The following is a 22,971-nucleotide window of genomic DNA, read 5'->3' as shown; positions in this document are numbered from 1 at the left end:
GGACAACTCCCCTGAGACATCTTGGGTCACCGTGCCCAATGCGGCTCCTGACCGGCGGATCCTACGCTGAGCCCCATTCAGAACATTGTTCTCCAGGAGGCCGGATGCTGGAGGTACACGATCTTACCGTTCGCTTCGGCGGCATCACGGCGCTGGACGGCGTGGGCTTCGAGGTGGCGCCCGGCGAGATGGTGGGGCTCATCGGGCCGAACGGCGCCGGCAAGACCACCCTGTTCAACTGCCTGACCCGGCGGTACGACGCCGACTCGGGGACGGTCACGTACGAGGGGCGCGACCTGACGGCCGTGGCCCCGTACACGATCGCGCGGCTCGGCATCGCGCGCACGTTCCAGAACCTGGGCCTGTTCCCGCGCCTGTCCGTACGCGACAACGTGCTGGTCGGCGCGCATCACCGGGGCCGCGCCGGTTTCCTGACGGCGGGGCTGCGGCTGCCCGGCGTGCGCCGCGAGGAGCGGGCGCTGCGGGCCGAGGCCGACGCCGTGCTGGAGCGGCTCGGCCTGACCGGGGTGGCCGGGCATCCGGCGACCGGGCTGCCGTTCGGCACCCTGAAACGGGTGGAGCTGGCCCGCGCGCTGGTCTCCCGCCCCCGGCTGCTGCTCCTGGACGAGCCCGTGAACGGGCTGAACGCGGCCGAGGTCGAGGAGTTCGCGGGCACGCTGCGGACGATCAGGGACGCGTACGACCTGACCGTGATCGTGGTCGAGCACCACATGGGCTTCGTCATGGGACTCTGCGAGCGCATCGTCTGCCTGGACTTCGGCCGCAAGATCGCCGAGGGCTCGCCGGCCGAGGTGCAGCGCGATCCCGGCGTCATCGAGGCCTACTTGGGGACGGCCGTGAGTGAGCGCAGCGAGCGAACAAATGGACACAGCACATCTGTCATGCGACCGACGAAGGAGGGTGCATGACAGCGCTCATCGTGGAAGACCTGGTCGCCGGGTACGGCGACGCCCGCGTGCTGCACGGCGTCTCCCTCGACGTGGGGGAGGGCGAGATCTGCGCCATCCTGGGCCCCAACGGCGCCGGCAAGACGACCCTGCTCCGCGCCCTGTGCGGCATGGTGAGGGCCCGCGGCGCGGTCCGGCTCGGAGAGGTGAGCCTGACCGGCCGCTCGCCCGACGCGGTCGCCCGGCTGGGCGTCGCGCACGTGCCCGAGGGGCGGGGCACGTTCATGCCGCTGACCGTCGAGGAGAACCTGCGGCTCGGCGCGTACGTCCGGCGCGGCAAGAGCGACGTGGACGCCGACCTCGATCGGATCTACACCTACTTCCCGGTCCTGAAGACCCGGCTCAAGCAGGCCGCGGGCAGCCTCAGCGGCGGCGAGCAGCAGATGCTGGCCCTCGGCCGGGCCCTCATGCTGCGCCCCAGAGTGCTCCTGCTCGACGAGCCCTCGCTCGGCCTCGCGCCGCTGGTCACCCGGGAGCTGTTCCGCATCGTCCAGGCCATCAACGAAGAGGAGCGCACCACCGTGGTCGTCGTCGAGCAGAACGCCCACCTCGCACTCGGCATCGCCCAGCAGGCGCACGTCCTGGAGACCGGGCGGATCGTGTTGTCCGGCACGGCCGAGCAGATCAGGGCGGACGAGCAGGTCGCGCAGTCCTACCTCGGATACCGGGTGTAGGCATGGCCGGATTCCTGCAACAGGTTGTCGAAGGGCTCGGCGCGGGCGCCATCTACGCCAGCATGGCGCTGGCCCTGGTGCTGATCTACCAGTTCACCGGGATCGTCAACTTCGCCCAGGGCGAGCTGGCCATGTTCTCCACGTACATCGCCTGGCAGTGCGTGGCGGCGGGACTGCCGTTCTGGGCGGCACTGGCGCTCACGCTCGTCGTGTCGTTCGCCGGCGGCATGCTCATCGAACGCCTGATCATCCGGCCGGTGGAGGGCGCGCCCGAGCTGACCATCGTGATCGTCACCGTCGGGCTCTTCATCTTCGTCAACGCCGCCGCCGGGTGGATCTGGACCTTCCTCATCAAGGACTTCCCGAACCCGTTCCCCCAGGGTGCGCTGGAGCTCGGCGGGGTCAGCGTCGGCTTCTCGACGCTGGGCGTGCTCGGCGTGGTCGCCCTGGTCATGGGCCTGCTGTACCTGCTCTTCCAGCACACCAAGATCGGGCTGGGGATGCGGGCCGTGGCCACCAACCCGTCGTCCGCGCGGCTGGTCGGGATCCGGGTGGGATGGACGCTGGCGCTCGGCTGGGGGCTCGCGGCCACCGTCGGCGCGGTGTCCGGGGTGCTGATCGCGCCGCTGCTGTTCCTGGAGCCCAACATGATGGGCGGCGTTCTCATTTACGCGTTCGCGGCGGCGACGCTGGGCGGGTTCGACAGCCCGGCGGGGGCGGTCGTGGGCGGCGTGATCGTCGGTGTCGCGGAGACGCTGGCCGGCGCCTACGTCGGGTTCATCGGCTCCGACCTCAAGATCGGCGTGCCGCTGGTGATCATCCTGGGCGTGTTGCTGCTGCGGCCTCAGGGGTTGTTCGGGCGAGCGGTGGTGGAGCGCGCATGACCGGGCGAGCGGACACCAACTCGGTGCAGAACGCAGCAACCGGGGAAACCGCGGCCTCGGCCACGGCGACTGCCGAAGCCCGTGCCACGTCGGCGCGCGGCTTCCGATGGGATGCGGTCCGGTGGCGGTGGGTGGCCGCAGCCGCGCTCGTGGCGGCCGCCGTCTACGCGCCGTTCCAGCTCGTCCCCTTCCACGTCTTCCAGCTCACGATGGTGCTGGTCTACGCGGTCGCGCTGCTCGGGCTCAACCTCCTCGTCGGCCACGCCGGCCAGATCTCGCTGGGTCACGGCGCGTTCTTCGCGGTGGGCGCGTACGCGGCGGCGATCCTCATGGATCGCTGGGCCCTGCCGTACCCCTTGACGTTGCCGATCGCGGCGGCCGTCGCGTTCGTGCTGGGCCTCGCGTTCGGCGTGCCGGCCATGCGGCTGCGCGGCCTGTACCTGGCGCTCGTCACGCTGGCCATCGCGATCTTCCTCGTGCCGCTGCTCAAGCGGTTCGAGGAGGTCACCGGCGGGTCGATGGGGCTGACGCTGGCCAAGCCCGCGCCGCCCGCGTGGAGCGGACTGGCCGAGGACCAGTGGCTCTACTTCCTCACCCTCGCCGTCGCCGGCGCCGCGTTCCTGCTGGCAGGCAGCCTGCTGCGGTCGCGCGTGGGCCGGGCGCTGCACGCGGTCAGGGACAACGAGATCGCGGCCGAGGTCATGGGCGTGCGGCTGTCGTTCTACAAGACGCTCGCGTTCGCCTGGAGCGCGATGTTCGCCGGGGCGGCCGGCTGCCTCTACACGTGGGTGATCGGGTTCGTCTCGCCGGACTCCTTCACCGTCAACCTGTCCATCACCCTGCTGGCCGGCCTGGTCGTGGGCGGGCTCGGCGCGATGTCCGGGCCCGTGCTCGGCGCGCTGTTCGTGATGTTCGTGCCGAGCATCTCGCAGGAGATCAACGACGCCGCGCCCGGTGTCATCTTCGGCCTGCTGATCATCGCGGTGATGTACGTGGCCCCGACGGGCCTCGCCGGGCTGGCCGGGCGCTTGATCAGGAAAATTCCCCGGAAGGAGTAAGAGGGATGCGTGTATCAGCGATCGGCTGTACGGCACTGCTCGTGCTTGCCGTCGCCGCCTGCGGGGGACGGGACAGCGGCGGCACGGGCACGACGGCCTCGGGTCAGTGCCAGGGACAGCAGACGACCGGCATCACGGACAAGAGCATCAAGCTCGGCGGCATCTACCCGCTGTCCGGCCCCGCCTCGGCGTACGGCGACATCCCGAAGGGCATCAAGGCGTACTTCGACTACGTCAATGCCGAGAAGGGCGGCATCGGCGGGCGCAAGGTCGAGTTCGTCGTGCGCGACGACGGCTACCAGCCGCCGAAGGCCGTCGAGGAGGCCCGCAGGCTGGTCGAGCAGGAGCAGGTGTTCGCGCTGTTCCAGACGCTGGGCACGCCCTCGACCACCGCCACCTGGGACTACACCAACCAGCGCAAGGTGCCGCAGATCTTCGTCGCCACGGGCGCGTCCAAGTGGGGCACCGACACCGCGCACCCGTGGACCATCGGCTGGCAGCCCAACTACATCTCCGAGGCGCGCGTCTACGCCCAATACCTCAAGATGGAGAAGCCCGAGGCCAAGGTCGCCGTGCTCTACCAGAACGACGACTTCGGCAAGGACCTGTTCGGCGGCTTCAAACGGGCCATCGAGGGCACCCAGGTTCAGATCGTGGCCGAGCAGAGCTACGAGGTCTCTGACCCCAGCATCGATCCCCAGATGCGTAACCTCGCCGAGTCGAAGGCGGACGTCTTCCTCAACATCACCACGCCGAAGTTCGGCTCCCAGGCACTGGCCGCCGACGCCAAGAACACGTCCTGGAACCCGCTGCACATCATCAACAACGTCGCGGCCTCGATCACCGTGCTCAAGCCCGTCGGGTTCGAGAACGTGCAGGGCATCGTGTCCAGCTCGTACTACAAGGACCCCAACGACCCGACCTGGCAGAGCGACGCCGAGATGACGCTGTACAAGCAGAAGATGCAGCAGTACGCCCCCGGCGCCGATCCGAACATCCCGTACCACACCTTCGGCTGGGCGGTGGCCAACAGCTTCCACAAGGCCATGGAGGCGGCCAAGTGCCCGACCCGCGAGGGTCTGCGGGACTCCGTACGGAACCTGCAGAACGTCCAGATCGACATGCTGCTGCCCGGGGTGACGCTCAACACGGCGCAGGGCGACGGCTTCCCGATCGAGTCGATGCAGCTCATGACGTTCAAGGGCGAACGGTGGGAGCTGTTCGGTGACGTGATCGACACGCGGAAGGAGTTCGGTCCGCTGACCGGGTGACGCTAGGAGGCGGCGACGGCCTCGGCCGCGGCTTTGGCGTGGCGGGCGGCCGGTGACAACCACGCCAGTACGACGGCCGTCGCCGCCGCCGCCAACGCGGTGAGGACCGGGGTCACCGGGGCGAGCTCGTACAGGGCGGTGGACAGCGCCAGCACCGGGGTGAGGAGTTGCTGCGCGGAGAAGACGGCGAGGATGGTGACGAGCAGGGAAGCCATGGCCTTCTGTACGCTCGGACCCCTTCCGGTCAGCTTCAGGTGCTGATGACGCCCGTTCTGGCCAGCCAGTTCACGGCCTCTGAGATGGCCTCGAGGGGCGTGTAGCGCGGCCGGTGGCCGAGCAGCCGCTCGGCCTTCTCCATGCTGCAGTGCGGGCTGTAGGAAATGTGGTCGAGCGTGATCTGCGCGTCGAACTCGGACACCGTGGCCTGCCACTGCTCCCACGGCAGGTACGTCAGCCGCGCCTCCCGGCCGAACCACCCGGCCACCGCCTCGGCGTACCCGCGTAGCGACAGCGCGCTCGTCGCGACCGAGTGGAAGCTCTCGCCCACCGCCACCGACGGATTGGCCATCGCGTCCATGAAGATGCGTGCCACGTCGTCGGCGTGCACGTGCTGCACGGTCTCCATGCCGAAGTTCGGCAGCGCGAGCTCTTCCCCATCCGCCAGCGTCTGGAAAACAGCCGGATTCACGTTCCCGGCAGGATTGACCGGCACCCACCCGGGTCCGGTGATGTGCCCCGGATGGATGATCGTCACCGGGAACCCGTCCCGATGGGCCCGCTCCAGCAGATACGCCTCGATGGCGGCCTTCTGCTTCCCGTACTCCCCGAGCGGCCGCTTCGGCCGGTCCTCGGTCGTCGGCACCTGCGCGCTCGGCCCGTGCGTCCAGATCGTCCCGCAGTGCAGGAACTGCCGCACGCGCCCGTGGAGCGCCTCGGCGATGTGCCGCGCGCTGTCCTCCTGGAAGCAGATGAGGTCGATGACGACGTCGCCCTCCAGCTCGACGATCCGCCGCCCGAACGTCCCGTCGGCGTCCTCCGCGTCCCGGTCGGCCGTGACGGTGGTGACTCGCTGCCACGCCCCGTGCGGGCTGTAGGGCTCCCGCTTGCCCCTGCTCACCGCCACCACGTCATGACCTGCTTCGACGAGCCGGGGAACGAGATAAGTGCCGATATGGCCGCTGGCGCCGATCACCACTACACGCATGGAGGCAGCCTAACCTGCACCAGGGCGACCCGATACGCTCCTTAACGTCCGATTTCGGAGGTCAGTTCAGCGTGTCGGGGGTTGTCGCGGCGTTCGCCGCCCTGGTGTCCGTTGCCGTGCTCGGGTACGTCGTCGGCGCCGGCGGCTTACTCCGTGCCAGCGACGAGCTGGTGTTGTCGCGGCTGGCCTTCTTCGTGGCCACGCCCGCGTTGATGTTCGTCACGGTCTCTCGGGCCGACCTCGGCATTCTGCTCTCGCCGGTGCTCCTGACGGAGGTCGTCGCCGTGGCGTGCGTACAGCTGGCGTATGTCCTGGTGGCGAAGCTGCTCTGGCGCAGGGACCGCCGCGAGACCACGATCGGCGCCCTCGCCTCGTCCTATGTCAACGCCGGCAACCTCGGCGTGCCCATCTCCATCTACGTGCTGGGCGACGGCGCCCTGGTCGCGCCCATCCTCCTCTTCCAGCTGATCGTCATCACCCCGATCTCTTTCCTGATCCTCGACAAGGGAGCCAGGTCGATCCGCTCGGCTCTCCTCCTGCCGATACGCAACCCCCTCACCGTCGCCTCCCTCCTGGGCCTGGCCTGCGCCCTGACCGGCTTCTCCCTCCCCGTCACGGTCATGCGCCCGATCGAGCTGCTCGGCGGCGCGGCGATCCCGGTCGCCCTGCTCGCCTACGGCCTCAGCCTGTACGGCTCCCAGCGCGCGCCGACTGAGCAGAGCGGTGGCCTGGGTTGGGACATCGGCCTCGTGGTCGCGCTGAAATCCGTGGTCCAGCCCGCGATCGCGTACCTGACCGCCCGCTTCGCCTTGGGCCTGGACGACAGCGCGTTGCTCGCCGCCACGTTGTTCGCCGCACTCCCCGCTGCGCAGAACATCTACGTGTACGCGGTGAACTACGACACGGGCCGGCGCCTGGCTCGCAGCGCCGTCCTCATCACCACGGTCCTGTCCATCCCGATCATGACGGCGATCGGCGCGGTCCTAGGCTGAGCCCGGGGATAAACTTGGCCGGGTCGCCACCCGCGCGGCCCGATGGAGGGCTGGAGATCGTGGTCGAGTTTGCGCAGGACGTCGCGGATTCTGGCCGTGACGGTCTTGTGGGCCCGTTCCGCCTCGTCGCCGTCACGGCGTGACCCGAGCCATCGGGGATCGCCGTTTCCTTGAGTAACTGGGATGTCACTAACATCAATGTTGCTAACATTCATGTTAGTTTCCCCTGAAGGGGACGGCGCAGAGGATGGCGCCATGGCATCCGCGAGAATTGGACCAGTTGGCGCGGACGAGCTGTCGAGCCTCTGGTGCGTGAGGCGCTGGCGCGGTTGCTGCCTGACGCGGGCCTTCCCGCGGCCCCGGCCGTCGGCGGCTACTGGACCCGTACCAATGATGTGGAGATCGACATCGTGGGGGCGGACCGCGCGCCCGTCGCCAAGGAGTTGCTCTTCGTCGGTTCGGTGAAATAGTTGGAGAACTCCCCCTTCGACCGCCACGACCTCGCGGCACTGCACCGCCACCGCGCCGCTCTCACGCCAGATCCCGTGCCGTTGGTAGCGGTCTCCCGCAGCGGGACTGACTGCGCGGGGCTCGACGCTGCGTTCGGCCCGGCGGAACTCCTCGCAGCGTGGCGCTCCTAACCGGATCGGTCGTGGCTCAAACTGGCCTCGCAGGAGATACGCGCGGCGGCGATGGCCAGCGATGCCGACCGCATGACATGCGCTCGACGTCGAGCGAGCAAAGCGAGCGCGGTGCTTCTCCGGCTGTACGCGCTCATTGCTCATCCTAGGGCTCGCCCAGGCCGGCCTGGGGCTGCTGGACGAGCCCGTAACCGCAGGCAAAGACAGCGGGTATGGTGTTCCGCGGTCTGACGGGCATGGGGACTTCCTGAGGCTGTCTTCACACACCGACGTTGGGCTCCCTTCCCCTATGCGCGCAGGCATCGCCTGAGATCGGTCGCTTGTGCGGTGGTCCGCCTGAGGGGCAATTGCTCGCCCTCCTCCGGCAGAGAGGCTTCGCGGTCGACACGTGGGGGCAGGTCGTGGACGTGGCACGCAGGGTTGTCATACCTGATCAGCTGGCAGGAGTCGCACGCGCGGCTCTGGGACGCGAATCTCGTTGATGGGGCGTGGCACTGACTGCTCAGAGACGCTAGGTGATCTCTTCGGCTGGTGGCTTCCTGGCCCACGTGCTGCCCGTGCTGCGCTTCACCCTCGACGTCGCCGCGTTACGCGGGGCCTGACGCTCGACGCCGCTGCCTGCGCCGAGATCATCCACTCAGCCTTCGCCTAACTCCCACCACCAGCAGAACGGATCCCCGGACATGACCGCACCGGATCAGGCTGTTCACCGGCATTAAGCACATTCGAGACCATTGACATGGAATCATGTTTCATTGTGAGCGATAGCAACGCTGCCGCGTCGGCTTGGGCCCGCGTCGACACCACAGTGCCGCACTCCGCGAGGGTGTGGGACTTCCTGCTTGGTGGCAAAGATCACTTCCAGGTGGACCGCGAGGCCGGCCAAACTCTGCTGCGGTTGTTTCCCGACTTCGCGATGGTCGCCCGGCTGCAGCGCGAGTTCCTCATCCGTGCCGTGCGCTACCTGGTGAAGGAGGCCGGGATCCGGCAATTCCTGGATATCGGCACCGGGCTGCCTACGGCGAACAACACGCACGAGGTCGCACAGGGCCTCGCGCCAGAATCGCGCGTGGTTTACGTGGACAACGATCCGATCGTGCTGGCGCACGCCCGGGCCCTGCTCACCAGCACGTCAGAAGGCGCCACGGACTACATCGACGCCGATGTCCGCCGTCCCGACCTCATTCTGGGGCAGGCGGCCAGGACGCTGGACTTCTCCCGGCCGATCGCGCTCATGATGCTGAGCATCGCAGGGCAGCTGACTGACGATGACGATCCGCAGGGCATCGTCGACCGGCTGGTGGAGCCCCTCGCCGCCGGAAGCTATCTGGTGCTGAGCGACGGCACGAACACCAACCCGGCCCTGATTGAGGCGGTCTCCGCGTACAACAAGAGCGCCGCCAACACCTACCAACTGCGCAGTCCGGAGCGGATTGCCGGCTTTTTCGCCGGCCTGGAGCTGGTGGAGCCTGGCGTGGTATCCACGCCGGAGTGGCGGCCTGAGCCGGACCGCTGGGACGATCCGGCCACTGTCGTGAGCGCCGTGTGTGGAGTGGCCCGCAAACCATGACCCCGCGGCAGTCGATGGAAGTTCCGTCTTCAAGACATCCCGTGCCATGACACGTGGCGCTGAGCGCTCAGAGCCGCCAGGCGGTCTCGTCCTCCGGCTGGTAGCGGCACGTCGACCCGGTGGAGATCGAGGCGCGCAGGTGAGCGGCCAGTTCGGGGTGGGCGTGGTCGAGCTTGCGGAGCACGTCGCGGATGCGTGCCGTGACCGTCTTGCGGGCGCGCTCGGCCTCATCTCCCAGGCGGCGGGTACGGCCGCCGAGGCCCGCCGCCGCCCGCAGCTCTTCCAGCAGCGCCGCACGCTCCCGATCGAACTCGGCCGCCCGCCCGTCGTCGCCCCGCCCCACGGCCCGGTCGATTTCTTCGTCCAGCTGGGTCAGGCGGCGCCGGTAGCGGGTCTTGGCCTCCTCGTCGAGCATGTCGTCACCGCCCATCCGGCGGGCGGCCAGGACCACCTCGCCGCCTTCTGGGTTCAGCAGGCGTACGGCGGGCACGTCCTCGCCCGGACGGCTGAGGAGGATGTGCAGGTCGCGGAGCCCTTTTGCGTCCGGCATGTGCGCGGCTCGTCCTGAGAACATCAGCGACCAGACCGCCCCGTCCCGCCGGAACTCTCCCTTCGTGCCGTCCCGCCGAGTGCCGGGCGTGTCTTCGCCAGGCTGGTCGGGTCTGGTCGATCGGACTGACAGGGGGGTCCAGGCGTTTCCGAGCAAGCCCAGCGCGCCGCCCCGGCCGGGGGCATCGGGCCGGGGCCGAGGGTCGTCCGGCGGTGAGGTGGCCGATGGGGTGCGCGACGGACGTACGGACTCCAGCACGTGGCGCATGCCCAGCTCGGCCGCGTCCTGGCGGACGCCGTCCAGCAGTGTTTGCGCCGCTTCCGCGTCGCCAGGCGCGGCGCGGGCGAACAGCGCCTCGGCCAGGTGCGCCCGCGCGAGCACGGACCAGGGCCGCGCCCCCATGCGGTCGGCGGAGCGGCAGGCTGCGGTGAAGCCGGTCACGGCCTCGGCCCAGCGGCCTTCCGCCGCGTCCACCTTGGCCAGCCACAGGTCGTAGGGGCCGCTGACGTCCCAGCCGAACAGCGCCACCGCCCACTGTCCGCGATGCGGCGACAACGCGGCCCTGGCCGCGGCGCACAGCTCCAGGTCCTGGGTGGAGGCCGCCACCTCGGCCTGCAGGCGCAGCCACAACGGCTGTGACATGCCGTCGTGCGCGTTGCCGACGGCGGCCGGGCTGCCGTCGTGCGCCTTCGTACCAGCCGGGTTGCCGTCGTGCGGTTGCTCGGTGGCCAGGCGGCGGAGCGCGAGGTCGGGGTCGCCTGCCTGCAGCGCCGTCAGGGCCTCCAGCACGCCGACGCACGGGTGGGCGGTGGTCCTCAGCTGGTCGAGAATCTTCTCCTGCTCTTCCACCCGCCCCCGCAACCACGACATCGCCCAGCGGTGGTGACTGAGCATGAAGTCCATGTGGTCGTGCGTGCTGTCCAGCCGGATCCCCGAGAGCAGGGACTCGGCCTCGGCGAAACGGCCGGCGAAGGCCGCGAGGATGCTCTCGTCGATGGCCATGGTCATGAGGAAGTGCGGCTGCTCGCTGCGCCGGGCGTTGGCGGCGTAGTCCTGGAACTGGTCGAGGTAGCGCGGGTCGCCCTGCTCGATCATGGCCACCCAGCGCAGCGCCCTGGCGAAATGCTCCAGCTCGGGGTCGGAGGTGCGCCGCGCCAGGTCGATCAGCTCGCCCGTCAGCGCCACCCGCTCCCGCGCCGTGCCCGGCCCCCAGATGATGTCGTGGTGCGCCCACAGGCTGAACGCCAGCGCGTCGTCGTCGCCACCCTGCCTGGCCAGCTGGGCAAGGCGGACGACCAGGTCGAGCGCGAGCCGCTCGTCCGGCGCCGGGCTGCCGACCAGCCGGGCATGGGCCTGTCTCAACCGGTCGAAGGCCTTGTCACGGCCGTAGTAGGAGCGGAAGGTCAGGGCGACGCGGGCGGACAGCTCGGCGTCGTCGAGCTCGCCGGCGATGGCGGCGGCCTGCTCGAAGAGCCGGCGTGCCTCGTCATCGTCGCCGTGGTGGTGCAGCTCCTTGCCCAGCTCGAGTGCGACGATCGCGTGCGTGCGGGGATCGGCGGCGGCGCTCAGCTCGTGGGCCCGCCGTAGATGGCCCAGCTGCTCCTCGCCCGCCATCCGGCCCCGTGCGTCCCGGGCCGCGGCGAGCAGCAGGTCCGTTGCCCGGCCCGGGTCGACGCGGTCGCCCGCCAGGTACGCGTGACGGGCGAGGTCGCTCGGCAGGACCTTGCCGTCGAGGCCGGTCGAGCCCTCAAGGGGTTGGAGGGCGGGTGAGCGTTCGCCGGCCGGCCAACGATCGAGGGCGGCGACGACCGCGGCGTGCCGCTCGCCCGGGTCGTCCAGGGAGTCGTAGAGGGTCTCGCGCACCAGGTCGTGTGCGAAGGCGAACACGCCGCCGCCCTTGGTGACCACGAGCTTGGCGACCACGGCCAGCTCCAGCAGCCGGTCCACGTGCGCGACCGGGGCCTCGATGGTCGCGGCGAGCACCTGCCGGTGGAACTCGCGCCCCAGCACGGCCGCGGCGGGCAGCAGCTCGGCGACCGGCCGCGGCAGCAGAGACAGGCGGCGCAGCAGCGCGTCGCGGACGCCGGGCGCGATGGCGTCGGCCGAGCCGCCGCTGCTCCACAGCCTAGCGGTCTGCTCGACGAAGAACGGGTTGCCGCCCGTGCGGCGATGGACCTCGGCGACCAGGCCGGGTGGTGGCTGCTCACCGACGGTGCGGGCCATGAGCGCCGCCACCGCCGTTTCGTCGAGGCCGGTGAGCGTGATGGTCGTGGTGGCCTTGGCGCCGAGCGGCGACAGCAGGGCGCGGAGCGGGTGGTCGACCGGCTCGACCTCGGCGTCGCGGTAGGTGCCGATGAGCAGCACCCGCTCGAACCAGGTCTGCTGGGCCGCGAACTCCAGCAGCCGCAGCGACGCCGGGTCGGCCACGTGCAGGTCGTCGATGACGATGACGACCGGGCGGCGCTGGGCGAGCGCGACCAGGGCCGAGGTGACCGCGTCGTAGAGCTTGAAGGTGTCGGGGACCTCGGCTCCGCTCGGAGAGACCGGGGCGAAAGGGGACGCCCTGTTGCCCTGGTCCTCGTGCGAGGTCTGATCGCCCAGGAGGGCGGCAAGGCTGGGCCCCGCCGCACTCTCCGCCGCGGCCCACTCCTCGGGCTCGGCGCCGCGCCGCAGGGCGCGGATGACCTGGGTCCACGGCCAATAGCCTGGCGCGCTCGCGGAGTCCCAGCACGCGCCGCCCACCACCAGCGCGCCCTGCCGCCTCGCCTCCCGCGCCGCGCTCGTGACCAGCGTGGTCTTGCCGATGCCCGCCTCGCCGGTGACCAGCACCAGGCCGCCGTGACTGGCGATCAGCCGGGCGATCTCGGCACGCAGCAGCGCGGCCGGGTGGTCCCTGCCGATGAGCTCGTGCGCCGCGGTATCCATAGGCATGACGGTTGCACGGTACCCGTCCTCACCGACAAATCCACCGGCAAATCGCTACCAGGCGACCTCCAACGAGGACAGGCCGTACACGATGCTGGACGAGCGGAACTGCGGCGCGTTCTCCGTCAGGCGCAACCCGGGGAAACGCTGGAACAGCGCCGGGAAGGCGATCTTCAGCTCCATGCGGGCGAGCGGGGCTCCCAGGCAGTGGTGGACGCCGTGACCGAAGGCGACGTGCCCGGGCGCGCCGCGTTCCAGGTCGAACTTGTCCGCGTCGGGCATGAGCCCAGGGTCGCGGTTGGCGGCGGGCAGAGCGCAGATCACCAGGTCGCCGGCCGCGATCTTCTTCCCGCCGAGTTCGACGTCGGTGGTGGCGACCTTGGTGGTGCCCGAGTTCACGATGCTGAGCCACCGCAGCAGCTCCTCCACCGTGCCGTCGATCCGCTCGGGCTCTTTCTTCAGCAGCTCCAGCTGCTCGGGGTGGCGCAGCAGAGCCAGCGTGCCGAGGGAGAGCATGTTGGAGGTGGTCTCGTGCCCGGCGAACAGCAGCAGGCTGCCGATGCCGATGAGCTCGTCGGTCGTCAGGTCGTCGCCGTGCTCGCGGACCAGCATGCCCAGCAGGTCCTCGCCCGGGTCCGCCTGGATGCGCTGGACCAAGTCCTCCATGTACGCACGCGCCTGGAACTGCAGGCCCACCCGCTCCTCGGCGGGCACGCTCATGTCGAGCATCCTGCTGGAGCGGTGCTGGAAGCCTTCGCGGTCCTCGTACGGGACGCCGAGCAGCTCGCAGATCACCAGCGACGGGATCGGCAGCGCGAACGTCGGCACCAGGTCGGCCGGGGACCCGGCGGCCTCGATCGCGTCCAGGTGGTCGTCGATGATGCGCTTGATCCGCGGCTCGAGGCGGCGCATCCGCCGGATCGTGAACTCGGGGGTGAGCATGCGCCGCAGCCGGGTGTGCTCGGGCGGGTCCACACCGATCAGGTTGCCCGCGTTGATCTTGGCGAGCTGCTCCTTGGTCAGCTCCGGCGCCCCGGGCAGGCGGGCGATGGTCTGCGGTGCGATCTTGAATCGCTCGGCGTCGCCCAGCACCTCGCGTACGTCCGCGTACCGGGTCACGAGCCAGGCCTCCGCCCCGCCGCCGTACACGCTGGGGACGCGCTTGACCCCCTCCTCCTCACGTGCCGCCGCCAGCTCCGGAGCCGGGTCGAACTCCACTCGCCGCATGTGCAGCGGCATCACCGAGGAATCGGTCATGGGTTACCCCTAGATGATCGTCATTGGTCGCGTAAACCGTAACAACCCCGGAGGGTCCGTACTAGTGTGATCGTCGATCAGATGTGAGACAGAATCACGTCTTCCGCCACACCGACACGTGGCTCCTGCTCTCGCCGGTGAAGGGCTCGCGGTTCCAGCCGGCCCAGCGCTCGTGCAACGTCATCCCGGCCAGCCGCGCCATGAGGTCCAGCTCCGCCGGCCACACGTAGCGGTGCGGCGTCGAGCGGGTCTCGAGCTGCCCGTCCACCACCCAGTAGTGATGGGAGTACGCGATCTGCGTCGCGACGTCGTATTCCTCGAAGCCGAGGTGTTCGGGGGTCACCGTGAACGGGTGGACGGTCTGGCCGGGCGGGAGCCGGCGAAGCTCCGGGTCGCCGATCGTCACGCCGATGTTCTCCGAGCCGGGCGCGGCCCGCAGCCGCGCCACCATGGCCGGTGACAGCTCGATCCCGTGCACGGGGACGCCGCGCCGGCTGAGCGGCAGGGCGATGCGGCCGGTGCCGATGCCGAGTTCGAGCGCGGCGCCCGAGCCGGCCAGATCTGCGAGGAAGTCCACCACCGGGTTGACCACCGCCGGGTCGAACAGCTCCGGCCACTTGGCTTCGTACGTCTCCGCTGTGCGTTCGTCGAAGGTGTCCTCTGGCATAAAGCGAATGAGCCCGTCACCGATTCGCCGCCAACGCGGCCGCGGCCGGTCGAGGAGTACCGGGCACAGAAAGCGGCTCACTTCCGGTTGTACAACCGCATGGTCAGCGTGCCGAACACGGCGATCAGCACCGCTGAGGACACCAGCACCCACGTGATCTCGCCGGCGTCCGGCGTGCCGCCCATCAGGGACCGTACGGCGCTCACCAGGTGGGTGATCGGGCTCGCGTTCACGAACACCTGCAACCAGCCCGGCATGGTGGACGGATCGACATAGACGTTGCTCAGGAAGGTCAGCGGCATCAGCACCAGCATGCTGACCCCCATCACGGACTTCTCGCTGCGCATCAGCAGCCCGAACATGGTCCACATCCAGGAGAACGCGAACGAGAAGGCGAGCAGGAGCAGGATCCCGCCCACCGCGCCGGTGAACCCGCCCAGCGGGCGGAAGCCCAGCACCAGCCCGACCACCAGGATGACGACCGAGGCGATCGTGTACCGCAGCAGGTCGCCCAGCAGGTAGCCGACCATGGTGGACGGGCGCCAGATCGGCAGGGTGCGGAAGCGGTCGAAGACCCCCTTCTCGATGTCCTTGTTGACCTCCACACCGGTGTACATGGTGATCATCACGACGCTCGTCACCATGATGCCCGGCAACAGGAACTGCAGGTACTCGGTCGGCGACCCGGCCAGCGCGCCGCCGAACAGGTACGTGAACATCAGCGTCATCATCAGGGGGAACGCCGTCACGTCGAAGAGCTGCTCGGGCACGTGCTTGATCTTCAACATCGCCCGCCAGCCGAACGTGACCGATGCCGACCAGGCGCTCGGCCGCCGTGGTCTGGCCCCTGGCGCCAGGACCGTGCCGAGGACCTCGGCCGCGGGGGCGTACGTGGTAGTGCTCTCGGTTGTCGTGCTCATGCTGCCGCCTCCTCGGTGGCGCGGTGGTCGGTGAGGGCCAGGAAGACCTCGTCCAGGCTGGGCTGGCCGAGGGAGAAGTCGTCGACGACGATGCCGGCCTCGGCCAGCCGGTGCAGGGCACGCGAGGCCTGCTCGGCCTCGTTGCCGCTGCCCGTGATGCGCGCGGTCAGGGCGACCGGGTCGGACTCCAGGTAGACGGGCGCGTTCAGCGTCTCGGCCAGCACCCGCTCGGCGTCGGGGCGGGTGGCCGGGTCACGCAGCCGTACGTGGACCGAGCCCGCGCCGACGGACGACTTCAGCTCGCCAGGAGTGCCCTCGGCGATGACCTTGCCGTGGTCGATGACCGCGATGCGGCTCGCGAGCCGGTCGGCCTCCTCCAGGTATTGCGTGGTGAGCAGCACCGTGGTGCCGTGAGCCACGACGATGCGGACGATGTCCCAGACGTTGTTGCGGCTGCGCGGGTCCAGTCCGGTGGTGGGCTCGTCGAGGAAGAGCAGATCGGGTGTGTTGAGGATGCTGGCCGCGATGTCGATGCGCCGCCGCATGCCGCCCGAGTACGTCTTGACCTGCCGCCCCCCGGCCTCCGACAGCCCGAACGCCTCCAGCAGTTGCGCCGCCCGCTCCCTTGCGGCCGGCTTGCGGTGGCCGAGCAGCCGGGCGAGCAGGATCAGGTTCTCCTCGCCGGTCATTTCCTCGTCCACGGAGGCGTACTGGCCGGTCAGGCTCACCCGGCCGCGTACGGCGTCCGCCTCGCGCACCAGGTCGTGCCCGAACACGCTGGCCTGTCCCGCGTCCGGTTTCAGCAGCGTGGCCAGCATGCGTACGGCGGTCGTCTTGCCGGCGCCGTTGGGGCCGAGCACGCCGTACACGGCACCGACCGGCACCTTGAGGTCGAGCCCGTCGACGGCCCGCGTGTCGCCGAAGGTCTTGACCAGTCCTGAGGTCTCTATCGCCAGCATGATCATCCTTTCCCTGAAGTCACGAGACGTACGGCTGGGCGCGGCGGGCGTCCCGCAGGGCGCGGCCCCACCACGTGAGCTGGTCGAGCATGGCCGCGATCGCCCGCAGCCGGTCGTCGGTGTCGCGGGGCCGCCCGCATCCCTCGAAGCCCTCGCCGAGCAGGTCCAGTCCTACCCAGTCGCGCATGGTGACGGCGTGCAGGGCGCAGAAGACCGTACGGAGCTGCTCGACCGCGTAGAGCCCGGCCGAGCCGGAGCCGTAGGCCACGAATCCGACCGGCTTGGCCTGCCACTCGTCGTAGGCGAAGTCGATCGCCTGCTTGAGCGAGGCGGGAAAGCTGCGGTTGTACTCCGGCGTGACGATCACGAACGCCTCCGCGCCGCCGACCGCCGCGGTGAAGCCGCGCATGGCGGGGGTGGCCGCAGCCGGATAGCAGCCGGGGAAGGCGTACCCGGCCAGGTCGAGCACCTCGAGTGCGAGGTCATCCCGGCAGCGGGCCCGCTCGGCGAACCAGTGCCCGACCGCGTCGCCGACACGCCCGACCCGGGTGCTGCCGATGATCACCGTTACCCGCAACGGGCTCATGGTCCGCCCCTCCCTTCTGCGCCGTCACTTCCTAGGCGCTAGAAAGGCCGCTAGATCGGATCTAGCGGCCTGGGGCGCACAAAAAATGACCCCGCCGAGACCAGCGGGGGAGAGGGATCCAATGGGCTGGTCTCGGCGGGGTGGCTTGGGCAGGGGTACGGTCACCGCCCGTCGTGGTGGCGGTCGTCACGCGGCTTCTTGGCGTCGACCACGGTGAACGAGGCGGTGGCGACCTTGTTGCCGACCTTGACGGTCACGGTCTTCTGGCCGGGCTTGGCCTTGGCCGGCGCGGTCAGCGTGAGAGTGTCGCGGCCGTCGTGCAGCGCCACGCGGTACGTCTTGCCCTCTGGGCTCGTCACCGTGGCCCTGCCCGAGGAAACACCCTTGGCAACGATGGTCACCTCGTAGGTGCCGCCGGCCCGCACGCGGCCGGGCTCGACGGAGACCTTGAGCGCACCCCGGCGCTCGGTGTCCTTGCCCCACGCCAGGTCCACGTTCGCCGGCTGCGCCGGATCCTGGGTCGTGATCGTCACTGTGGGCTGCGGCTTGGCCGCGTCGGCGAGGGCGGCGCCCGAGAGCGGCAGGGTGAGCAGGGCCGCGCTGACGAGGGTCACGGTAAGGGGCTTGGCGAAGCGCACGGTCGGCATTCCAATCCGGGACGGACCTGGCCGAACATCTGCGTTCGGCCCCCGAAGTCGTCCTCATGCCGAACACTCTGCGAGCCGAATCTGAGAGCGATCTAGCACGATCTTATGAATTGCATGAGCGCGCAGCAGGAGGTGCTCACACACGATTCACAAGCACGCATCATCAAACCCTCATCCACGGCTGGCATCGTCACGACCATGCACACGACCAGCACGATCAGCATCCTCGTCGTGGGCGACGAGCCCCCGCTGACGGAACAGTTGTCCATGGTCATGCGCCGGCGATCCTGGGACGTCCGCAGCGCGCACAATGGCGGCGAGGCCATCCGCGCGGCCCGCGGGTTCCGTCCCGACGCCATCGTCCTGGGCGGGATCGAGCTCCTGCCCAGGCTGCGGGCGGTGCTGCCGGGCGTGCCGATCCTGTTATTGACAACCGAGAACTCGGCGCAGGACCGGTTGATAGCCCTGCGCGCGGGCGCCGACGACCTGGTCATCAGGCCGTGCAGCCTGGAGCAGGTCGTCAGCAGGCTGCGCGGCCTGCTGCGTCGATCGAGCGCCGGGCTACAGCAGGCGCGGTCCGGCGCCCGGCTCGTGGTCGGCGACCTCACCCTCGACCAGGAGACCCGCGAGGTACGACGGGCCGGCCAGCAGATCAAACTCACGCCCACCGAGTTCGAGGTGCTCAGATTTCTCATGCAGAACCCGGGCCGGGTGCTCAGCAAGGCCCGGATCCTCGACCGGGTGTGGGCCTACGACTTCGGCGGACAGAGCAACATCGTCGAGCTGTACATCTCCTACCTGCGCCGTAAGATCGACGCCCGGCGCCGGCCGATGATCCACACGATGCGCGGCGCGGGCTACATGCTCACACCCGTGGACGCGTGACCATTCACGCGGGAGCCGTGCTCGACCGGGCGACGAGCGTCGTGGGCAGCTCGGTGCGTGCCGCCGGCGTGCCGGACAGCAGTGCGGTCAGTGCGGCGGAGCCCAGCTCGGGCCAGGGCTGGCGGACGGTCGTCAGCGCCGGCGAGACATGCTCGGCCGCCCACGAGTCGTCGTAGCCGACCACGCTCACATCGTCGGGGACGTGCAGCCCGTGCTCGCCGAGCGCCTGGTAGACCCCGACGGCCATCGAGTCGGAGCAGGCGAAGACGGCGGTGGGCGGCTCGGGCAGAGCGGCGAGCAACTCCCTGGTGGCCCGTGAGGCGCTCTCCGTCTGGAAGTAGCCGCACACCTCCCACCGCGGGTCCACCCTCAGCCCGGCCGCGGCCATGGCCTGGCGGTAGCCGGCCAGCCGCTCGGCCGCGCACGGCACACCCGGGCGGCCGGTGACAATGGCGATGCGCTCGTGCCCGAGTCCTATGAGGTGGTCGGTGGCGGCCCTGGCGCCGGCCCGGTTGGCCGAGACGACAACGGGCACCCCCGCCGGGGCTTTACGCCGGGGATCCACCATCACGGCCGGGATGCCGTGGTCGGCCAGCCAGGCCCGCTGGGTGGCGGTCGGCGACGTGCGCACCAGCAGCACGCCCGCGCTGTCGCGGGCGCTGATCCGATCCAGCCAGGCGGGGGGCGGCTGGCCGTTCTTGGTGCGGTCGACCACCGCGGACACCACCAGGTCCACGCCCAGCCGCCAGGCCGCGTCCTCCACACCGCCGAGGATCGCCAGGGCGTACACCGAGTCCAGGCCCTGCAGCATGACGTCGACCAGGCTGCCGCGGGCCGGCTTGACGCGCTGCCTGGGGTAGCCGCGCCGCTCCAGCACCTCGGCGACGAGGCGGCGGGTGTGCGGGGAGACGTCTGATCTGCCGTTGAGCGCTTTGGAAACGGTTGCGACGGACACGCCGGCCTCGCGGGCGATCACTGCGAGCTTGGGCAGCGGCTGGGGCTGGTCTTCGGCGGCCATGTCCCCACTTTCCTCCGCCGGGCGGGTGAAAGACCAGGCCATGGCACCGAAAATTTCGAGATTTCGGCATTTGCCCTGATGAGGGGCCCGCCGCGTTCCCCGCGCCATTGACGTTGCGTACGTGCTACCCCAACGTTTTCTGCAACCGATTGCACCGCCGCCCCGAAGGAGTCGTGCACGTTGGCGCCACCACGCCGAGCAGGACCGTGGACACCGTATGTGCTGATCGCCCCGTCGTTGATCGCGATGCTCGGGTTCCTCGTGTACCCGATGGCCAGCGTGATCTATTACAGCCTCCAGCACTACAACGTGACCAAGCCCTGGGACAACGGCTTCGCCGGGCTGGAGAACTTCCGCAGGTTGCTGTTCGAGGACCCGATCTTCTGGCAGAGCCTCGGCTTCAGCGTCAAGTGGGTGGTCGTCGAGGTCGTGCTGCAGTTCCTGCTCGGGCTCGCGCTCGCGTTGATCGTCAACGAGAGCTTCATCGGCCGGGCGTTGTCGCGGGCGCTGGTCTTCTCCCCGTGGGCGGTCTCCGGGGTGCTGACCACCGCGATCTGGGTGCTGCTCTACAACCCGTTCACCGGGATGTCGCGCTACCTGGCCGACATGGGCCTGATGGAGTACGGAGCGGCGCCGCTGGCCAACCCGGACACCGTGTTCTGGGCGGCGGTGGTGGCCGAGTTGTGGCGCGGGGTGCCGTTCTTCGCGATCCTGCTGCTGGCCGACCTGCAGTCGGTGTCGAAGGATCTGTACGAGGCCGCCGCCGTGGACGGCGCCAGCCGGATGCGCAGGTTCGTGCACATCACGCTGCCGCACCTGCGGGACGCGATCATCCTGTCGACACTGCTGCGCTCGGTGTGGGAGTTCAACAACGTCGACCTGCTCTACACGCTGACCGGCGGCGGCCCGGCCCACCAGACCACCACGCTGCCGCTGTACGTCGCCCAGCAGGCCGCCCAGTCCCACGACTTCGGCTACGCCACCGCGCTGACCACGGTCGCGTTCCTGATCCTGACCTTCTTCTCCATCGCCTACCTGCGCCTCAGCAAGTTCGGAGCCAAGTCATGAGGGGGGCGAGCCGCTGGCAGATCTACGTCCCGCTGGGCCTGTACCTGCTGTTCACGCTGGTGCCGTTCTACTGGATGCTGGTCTTCGCCTTCCGCCCGGCCGGCTCCACGGCGATCGTGCCGTGGCCGATCACGTTCGAGCATTTCGACACGGTCTGGAATGGGATGGGATTCGCCATCTTCTTCCAGAACAGCCTGCTCGTCGGCATCGCCTCCCTGGTGGCCACCACGATCGTGGCCCTGGCCGGCGGGTACGCGCTGGCGCGTTACCAGTTCCGGGGCAAGGGCGCGTTCATGGTCGGGATGTTGTGCACGCAGTTCATCCCGGGCGCCCTGATGATCATCCCGCTGTTCGAGATCTTCCGGACGTTGTCGCTGACCAACTCGCTGTGGAGCCTGGTCATCGCCGAGACCGTCTTTCAGCTGCCGCTGTCGCTGATCCTCATCAGCGGCTTCATCAGGAACATCCCGTACGAGCTGGAGCAGGCGGCCTGGGTCGACGGCTGCTCGCGGTTGCGGGGTTTCCTGGCCGTGATCCTGCCGTTGCTGCGCCCGGCGCTGGTGGCGGTCGGCTCCTTCGCCTTCATCCACAGCTGGAACAACTTCCTTTTCGCCCTCATGTTCATCAACGACCAGGAGAAATTCACCGTGCCCGTGGGCTTGGCCTACAACCTCGGCGAGAACAGCGTCGACTTCGGCGCTCTGGCCGCCGGCGGCGTCGTCGCCGCGCTGCCCGTCGTGATCGTCTTCGCCTTCATCCAGCGTTACCTCGTCCAGGGGCTGTCGGCCGGGGCGGTGAAGGGATGACCGCCACCTACCGCAACCCAGTGCTGAACGCCGATTGGTCCGACCCTGACGTGATCCGGGTAGGCGAGGACTTCTACCTGACCGCCTCCACCTTCACCAAGGTGCCGGGCCTGCCGATCCTGCACTCGCGTGACCTGGTCAACTGGACGATCATCGCCCATGCCGTGACCCGCGGCTACGACGACGTACGGCCTGGCTGCGGGGTGTGGGCGCCGTCGCTGCGCCACCACGACGGCCGGTTCTGGATCTTCTACGGTGACCCCGACGTGGGAATCTGCCAGGTCAACGCCGCCGACCCGCGCGGACCATGGACCGAGCCGCACGTGGTCAAGCCGGGGCTCGGGCTGATCGACCCGTGCCCGCTGTGGGACGACGACGGACAGGCCTACCTCGTGCACGGCTGGGCCAAGAGCCGCGCCGGCATCAACAACCGGCTCACCCTGCACCGCATGTCGCCCGATGCCCGCACGGTCCTGGACGACGACACGCTGATCATCGACGCCGACCTGCTGCCGGGCTATCGCACGCTGGAAGGCCCCAAGCTGTACAAGCACGACGGCGTCTACTGGATCTTCGCACCGGCCGGCGGCGTGGAGAACGGCTGGCAGTCGGTGTTCCGCGCCGAGTCGATCTTCGGCCCGTACACCGACCGCATCGTGCTCCAGCAGGGCAGCACCGACGTCAACGGCCCGCACCAGGGCGGCTGGGTCGACACCCCGTCCGGCGAGCACTGGTTCATGCACTTCCAGGACCGCGGCCCCTACGGCCGCGTCGTCCACCTGCAACCGATGACATGGAACGGCGGCTGGCCGGTCATGGGCGCCGACGGCGAGCCGGTCTCCGAAGGGCCGGTGCCCGTGCCCGGTGGCGTCCCGAGCGCGCCCGCCACCTCCGACGACTTCTCCGGACCGGGGCTGGGGCTGCAATGGAGCTGGCAGGCCAACGCCGACCCGTCCTGGTGGGAGCTGCGCGACGGCCGGCTCGTCCTGATCTGCGTACCGGGTCCCGACGACCTCAGGCAACGTCCGTCCGTGCTCGGGCAGCGGCTGCCCGGCGACCCCTGCACGGTCACGACCACCCTCACCCTCGACGGCGAGGGCCGGGCGGGCCTCGCCGTCATCGGCGACACCGCCGCCTTTGTCGCGCTGGAGAGCACCCCGGACGGAACCGTGCTGGTGTGCGGGGACGCCGAGCCCGTGCCCGTCAAGGCGGGTGAGCCCGTCACCGTCGGCGCGCGGATCGGCGAGGGGGCTCTCGTCACGTTCCTGGCCGACACCGGGGAGGGGCTGCGCAAGGTGGGCGAGCCCTTCCAAGCCACGCAGGGCCGGTGGGTCGGTGCGGTCATCGGCCTGTTCGCCGCGGGCGGCGGGACCGGCCAGGCGATCTTCGACGCGTTCATCGTGGACATCGAAAGGTAGGAG

Annotated in this window: 22 protein-coding genes; 12 read left to right on the top strand and 10 right to left on the bottom strand. The window is 69.6% G+C overall.

What is annotated here, in order from left to right:
* Window positions 1–104: 104 nt before the first annotated feature.
* From EDD27_RS41060 to EDD27_RS41040, 5 genes are read left to right on the top strand one after another with little or no spacing between them, the layout of a single operon-like run.
* A complete protein-coding gene (locus EDD27_RS41060) occupies window positions 105–929 on the top strand; it encodes an ABC transporter ATP-binding protein (RefSeq protein ID WP_127937183.1) in 825 nt (274 codons plus the stop codon).
* Window positions 926–1,642 (top strand): ABC transporter ATP-binding protein, encoded by a 717-nt coding sequence (locus EDD27_RS41055; RefSeq protein WP_127937182.1) that lies wholly within the window; start codon window positions 926–928, stop codon window positions 1,640–1,642. The genes EDD27_RS41060 and EDD27_RS41055 overlap by 4 nt, the downstream gene beginning before the upstream one ends.
* A 2-nt stretch (window positions 1,643–1,644) precedes the next feature.
* Entirely contained in the window at window positions 1,645–2,526 is an 882-nt protein-coding gene (locus tag EDD27_RS41050) for a branched-chain amino acid ABC transporter permease (protein WP_127937181.1), read from the top strand.
* A complete protein-coding gene (locus tag EDD27_RS41045; RefSeq protein ID WP_127937180.1) occupies window positions 2,523–3,584 on the top strand; it encodes a branched-chain amino acid ABC transporter permease in 1,062 nt (353 codons plus the stop codon). The genes EDD27_RS41050 and EDD27_RS41045 overlap by 4 nt, the downstream gene beginning before the upstream one ends.
* A 5-nt stretch (window positions 3,585–3,589) precedes the next feature.
* Window positions 3,590–4,855, top strand: a complete 1,266-nt coding sequence (locus EDD27_RS41040) for an ABC transporter substrate-binding protein (RefSeq protein ID WP_127937179.1) — start codon at window positions 3,590–3,592, stop codon at window positions 4,853–4,855.
* A 2-nt stretch (window positions 4,856–4,857) separates the two neighbouring features.
* Here the strand turns inward: EDD27_RS41040 and EDD27_RS41035 are convergent, their stop codons facing one another.
* Both EDD27_RS41035 and EDD27_RS41030 read right to left on the bottom strand, forming a co-directional pair.
* Window positions 4,858–5,070: a hypothetical protein gene (locus EDD27_RS41035; RefSeq protein WP_127937178.1), complete on the bottom strand. Its 213-nt coding sequence runs from the start codon at window positions 5,068–5,070 to the stop codon at window positions 4,858–4,860.
* Between the two features lie 35 nt (window positions 5,071–5,105).
* Window positions 5,106–6,059: an NAD-dependent epimerase/dehydratase family protein gene (locus EDD27_RS41030; protein ID WP_127937177.1), complete on the bottom strand. Its 954-nt coding sequence runs from the start codon at window positions 6,057–6,059 to the stop codon at window positions 5,106–5,108.
* Window positions 6,060–6,130: 71 nt separating this feature from the next.
* Between EDD27_RS41030 and EDD27_RS41025 the strand changes: the two genes are divergently transcribed.
* The 3 genes from EDD27_RS41025 (at window position 6,131) to EDD27_RS41015 (ending at window position 9,262) form a co-directional block, all read left to right on the top strand.
* Entirely contained in the window at window positions 6,131–7,051 is a 921-nt protein-coding gene (locus EDD27_RS41025; RefSeq protein ID WP_127937176.1) for an AEC family transporter, read from the top strand.
* A 260-nt stretch (window positions 7,052–7,311) separates the two neighbouring features.
* The gene (locus tag EDD27_RS55980; protein ID WP_206642284.1) at window positions 7,312–7,521 is read left to right on the top strand and encodes a DUF234 domain-containing protein; all 210 of its coding nucleotides are present in this window, start codon (window positions 7,312–7,314) and stop codon (window positions 7,519–7,521) included.
* A 928-nt stretch (window positions 7,522–8,449) separates the two neighbouring features.
* A complete protein-coding gene (locus tag EDD27_RS41015; RefSeq protein WP_421916569.1) occupies window positions 8,450–9,262 on the top strand; it encodes an SAM-dependent methyltransferase in 813 nt (270 codons plus the stop codon).
* Window positions 9,263–9,329: 67 nt separating this feature from the next.
* On the opposite strand, the gene EDD27_RS41010 is transcribed toward EDD27_RS41015, so the two are convergent.
* The 7 genes from EDD27_RS41010 to EDD27_RS40980 form a co-directional block, all read right to left on the bottom strand.
* A complete protein-coding gene (locus EDD27_RS41010) occupies window positions 9,330–12,743 on the bottom strand; it encodes an ATP-binding protein (protein ID WP_241564527.1) in 3,414 nt (1,137 codons plus the stop codon).
* Between the two features lie 48 nt (window positions 12,744–12,791).
* Complete coding sequence (locus EDD27_RS41005) at window positions 12,792–13,994, bottom strand: cytochrome P450 (RefSeq protein ID WP_127937174.1); 1,203 nt, start codon at window positions 13,992–13,994, stop codon at window positions 12,792–12,794.
* A 94-nt stretch (window positions 13,995–14,088) separates the two neighbouring features.
* Window positions 14,089–14,661 (bottom strand): class I SAM-dependent methyltransferase, encoded by a 573-nt coding sequence (locus EDD27_RS41000; protein WP_127937173.1) that lies wholly within the window; start codon window positions 14,659–14,661, stop codon window positions 14,089–14,091.
* A 77-nt stretch (window positions 14,662–14,738) separates the two neighbouring features.
* Window positions 14,739–15,581: an ABC transporter permease gene (locus EDD27_RS40995; RefSeq protein WP_127937172.1), complete on the bottom strand. Its 843-nt coding sequence runs from the start codon at window positions 15,579–15,581 to the stop codon at window positions 14,739–14,741.
* Window positions 15,578–16,546, bottom strand: coding sequence for an ATP-binding cassette domain-containing protein (locus EDD27_RS40990; protein ID WP_127937171.1), 969 nt, complete (start codon window positions 16,544–16,546; stop codon window positions 15,578–15,580). The genes EDD27_RS40995 and EDD27_RS40990 overlap by 4 nt, the downstream gene beginning before the upstream one ends.
* A gap of 13 nt (window positions 16,547–16,559) precedes the next feature.
* Entirely contained in the window at window positions 16,560–17,126 is a 567-nt protein-coding gene (locus tag EDD27_RS40985; protein WP_127937170.1) for an NADPH-dependent FMN reductase, read from the bottom strand.
* 161 nt (window positions 17,127–17,287) lie between these two features.
* Entirely contained in the window at window positions 17,288–17,764 is a 477-nt protein-coding gene (locus EDD27_RS40980; RefSeq protein WP_164904013.1) for a hypothetical protein, read from the bottom strand.
* Window positions 17,765–17,971: 207 nt separating this feature from the next.
* Between EDD27_RS40980 and EDD27_RS40975 the strand changes: the two genes are divergently transcribed.
* Window positions 17,972–18,658, top strand: coding sequence for a response regulator transcription factor (locus tag EDD27_RS40975; protein ID WP_127937168.1), 687 nt, complete (start codon window positions 17,972–17,974; stop codon window positions 18,656–18,658).
* Between the two features lie 4 nt (window positions 18,659–18,662).
* Here the strand turns inward: EDD27_RS40975 and EDD27_RS40970 are convergent, their stop codons facing one another.
* Window positions 18,663–19,676 carry a LacI family DNA-binding transcriptional regulator gene (locus tag EDD27_RS40970; protein WP_127937167.1) on the bottom strand — a complete coding sequence of 338 codons (1,014 nt, stop codon included), beginning with the start codon at window positions 19,674–19,676 and terminating at the stop codon, window positions 18,663–18,665.
* A 219-nt stretch (window positions 19,677–19,895) separates the two neighbouring features.
* On the opposite strand from EDD27_RS40970, the gene EDD27_RS40965 reads away from it, so the two are divergent.
* From EDD27_RS40965 to EDD27_RS40955, 3 genes are read left to right on the top strand one after another with little or no spacing between them, the layout of a single operon-like run.
* Window positions 19,896–20,744, top strand: a complete 849-nt coding sequence (locus EDD27_RS40965; RefSeq protein WP_241564526.1) for a carbohydrate ABC transporter permease — start codon at window positions 19,896–19,898, stop codon at window positions 20,742–20,744.
* Window positions 20,741–21,550: a carbohydrate ABC transporter permease gene (locus EDD27_RS40960; protein WP_127937166.1), complete on the top strand. Its 810-nt coding sequence runs from the start codon at window positions 20,741–20,743 to the stop codon at window positions 21,548–21,550. The genes EDD27_RS40965 and EDD27_RS40960 overlap by 4 nt, the downstream gene beginning before the upstream one ends.
* Window positions 21,547–22,968: a glycoside hydrolase family 43 protein gene (locus EDD27_RS40955; RefSeq protein ID WP_127937165.1), complete on the top strand. Its 1,422-nt coding sequence runs from the start codon at window positions 21,547–21,549 to the stop codon at window positions 22,966–22,968. The genes EDD27_RS40960 and EDD27_RS40955 overlap by 4 nt, the downstream gene beginning before the upstream one ends.
* Window positions 22,969–22,971: the final 3 nt, after the last annotated feature.

The organism is Nonomuraea polychroma (assembly GCF_004011505.1).
Classification (GTDB): Bacteria; Actinomycetota; Actinomycetes; order Streptosporangiales; family Streptosporangiaceae; genus Nonomuraea; species Nonomuraea polychroma.
The sequence above is the reverse complement of the archived record's forward strand: the minus strand, read 5'-3'. Positions and strand labels throughout refer to the sequence as shown.

What these genes read in the sequence shown, in the direction of transcription:
- EDD27_RS41060 (WP_127937183.1), top strand. Translation starts at nt 105, where the DNA reads ATGCTGGAGGTACACGATCTTACCGTTCGCTTCGGCGGCATCACGGCG.
- EDD27_RS41055 (WP_127937182.1), top strand. Translation starts at nt 926, where the DNA reads ATGACAGCGCTCATCGTGGAAGACCTGGTCGCCGGGTACGGCGACGCC.
- EDD27_RS41050 (WP_127937181.1), top strand. Translation starts at nt 1,645, where the DNA reads ATGGCCGGATTCCTGCAACAGGTTGTCGAAGGGCTCGGCGCGGGCGCC.
- EDD27_RS41045 (WP_127937180.1), top strand. Translation starts at nt 2,523, where the DNA reads ATGACCGGGCGAGCGGACACCAACTCGGTGCAGAACGCAGCAACCGGG.
- EDD27_RS41040 (WP_127937179.1), top strand. Translation starts at nt 3,590, where the DNA reads ATGCGTGTATCAGCGATCGGCTGTACGGCACTGCTCGTGCTTGCCGTC.
- EDD27_RS41035 (WP_127937178.1), bottom strand. Translation starts at nt 5,070, where the DNA reads ATGGCTTCCCTGCTCGTCACCATCCTCGCCGTCTTCTCCGCGCAGCAA.
- EDD27_RS41030 (WP_127937177.1), bottom strand. Translation starts at nt 6,059, where the DNA reads ATGCGTGTAGTGGTGATCGGCGCCAGCGGCCATATCGGCACTTATCTC.
- EDD27_RS41010 (WP_241564527.1), bottom strand. Translation starts at nt 12,743, where the DNA reads ATGCCTATGGATACCGCGGCGCACGAGCTCATCGGCAGGGACCACCCG.
- EDD27_RS41005 (WP_127937174.1), bottom strand. Translation starts at nt 13,994, where the DNA reads ATGACCGATTCCTCGGTGATGCCGCTGCACATGCGGCGAGTGGAGTTC.
- EDD27_RS41000 (WP_127937173.1), bottom strand. Translation starts at nt 14,661, where the DNA reads ATGCCAGAGGACACCTTCGACGAACGCACAGCGGAGACGTACGAAGCC.
- EDD27_RS40995 (WP_127937172.1), bottom strand. Translation starts at nt 15,581, where the DNA reads ATGAGCACGACAACCGAGAGCACTACCACGTACGCCCCCGCGGCCGAG.
- EDD27_RS40990 (WP_127937171.1), bottom strand. Translation starts at nt 16,546, where the DNA reads ATGATCATGCTGGCGATAGAGACCTCAGGACTGGTCAAGACCTTCGGC.
- EDD27_RS40985 (WP_127937170.1), bottom strand. Translation starts at nt 17,126, where the DNA reads ATGAGCCCGTTGCGGGTAACGGTGATCATCGGCAGCACCCGGGTCGGG.
- EDD27_RS40975 (WP_127937168.1), top strand. Translation starts at nt 17,972, where the DNA reads ATGCACACGACCAGCACGATCAGCATCCTCGTCGTGGGCGACGAGCCC.
- EDD27_RS40970 (WP_127937167.1), bottom strand. Translation starts at nt 19,676, where the DNA reads ATGGCCGCCGAAGACCAGCCCCAGCCGCTGCCCAAGCTCGCAGTGATC.
- EDD27_RS40960 (WP_127937166.1), top strand. Translation starts at nt 20,741, where the DNA reads ATGAGGGGGGCGAGCCGCTGGCAGATCTACGTCCCGCTGGGCCTGTAC.
- EDD27_RS40955 (WP_127937165.1), top strand. Translation starts at nt 21,547, where the DNA reads ATGACCGCCACCTACCGCAACCCAGTGCTGAACGCCGATTGGTCCGAC.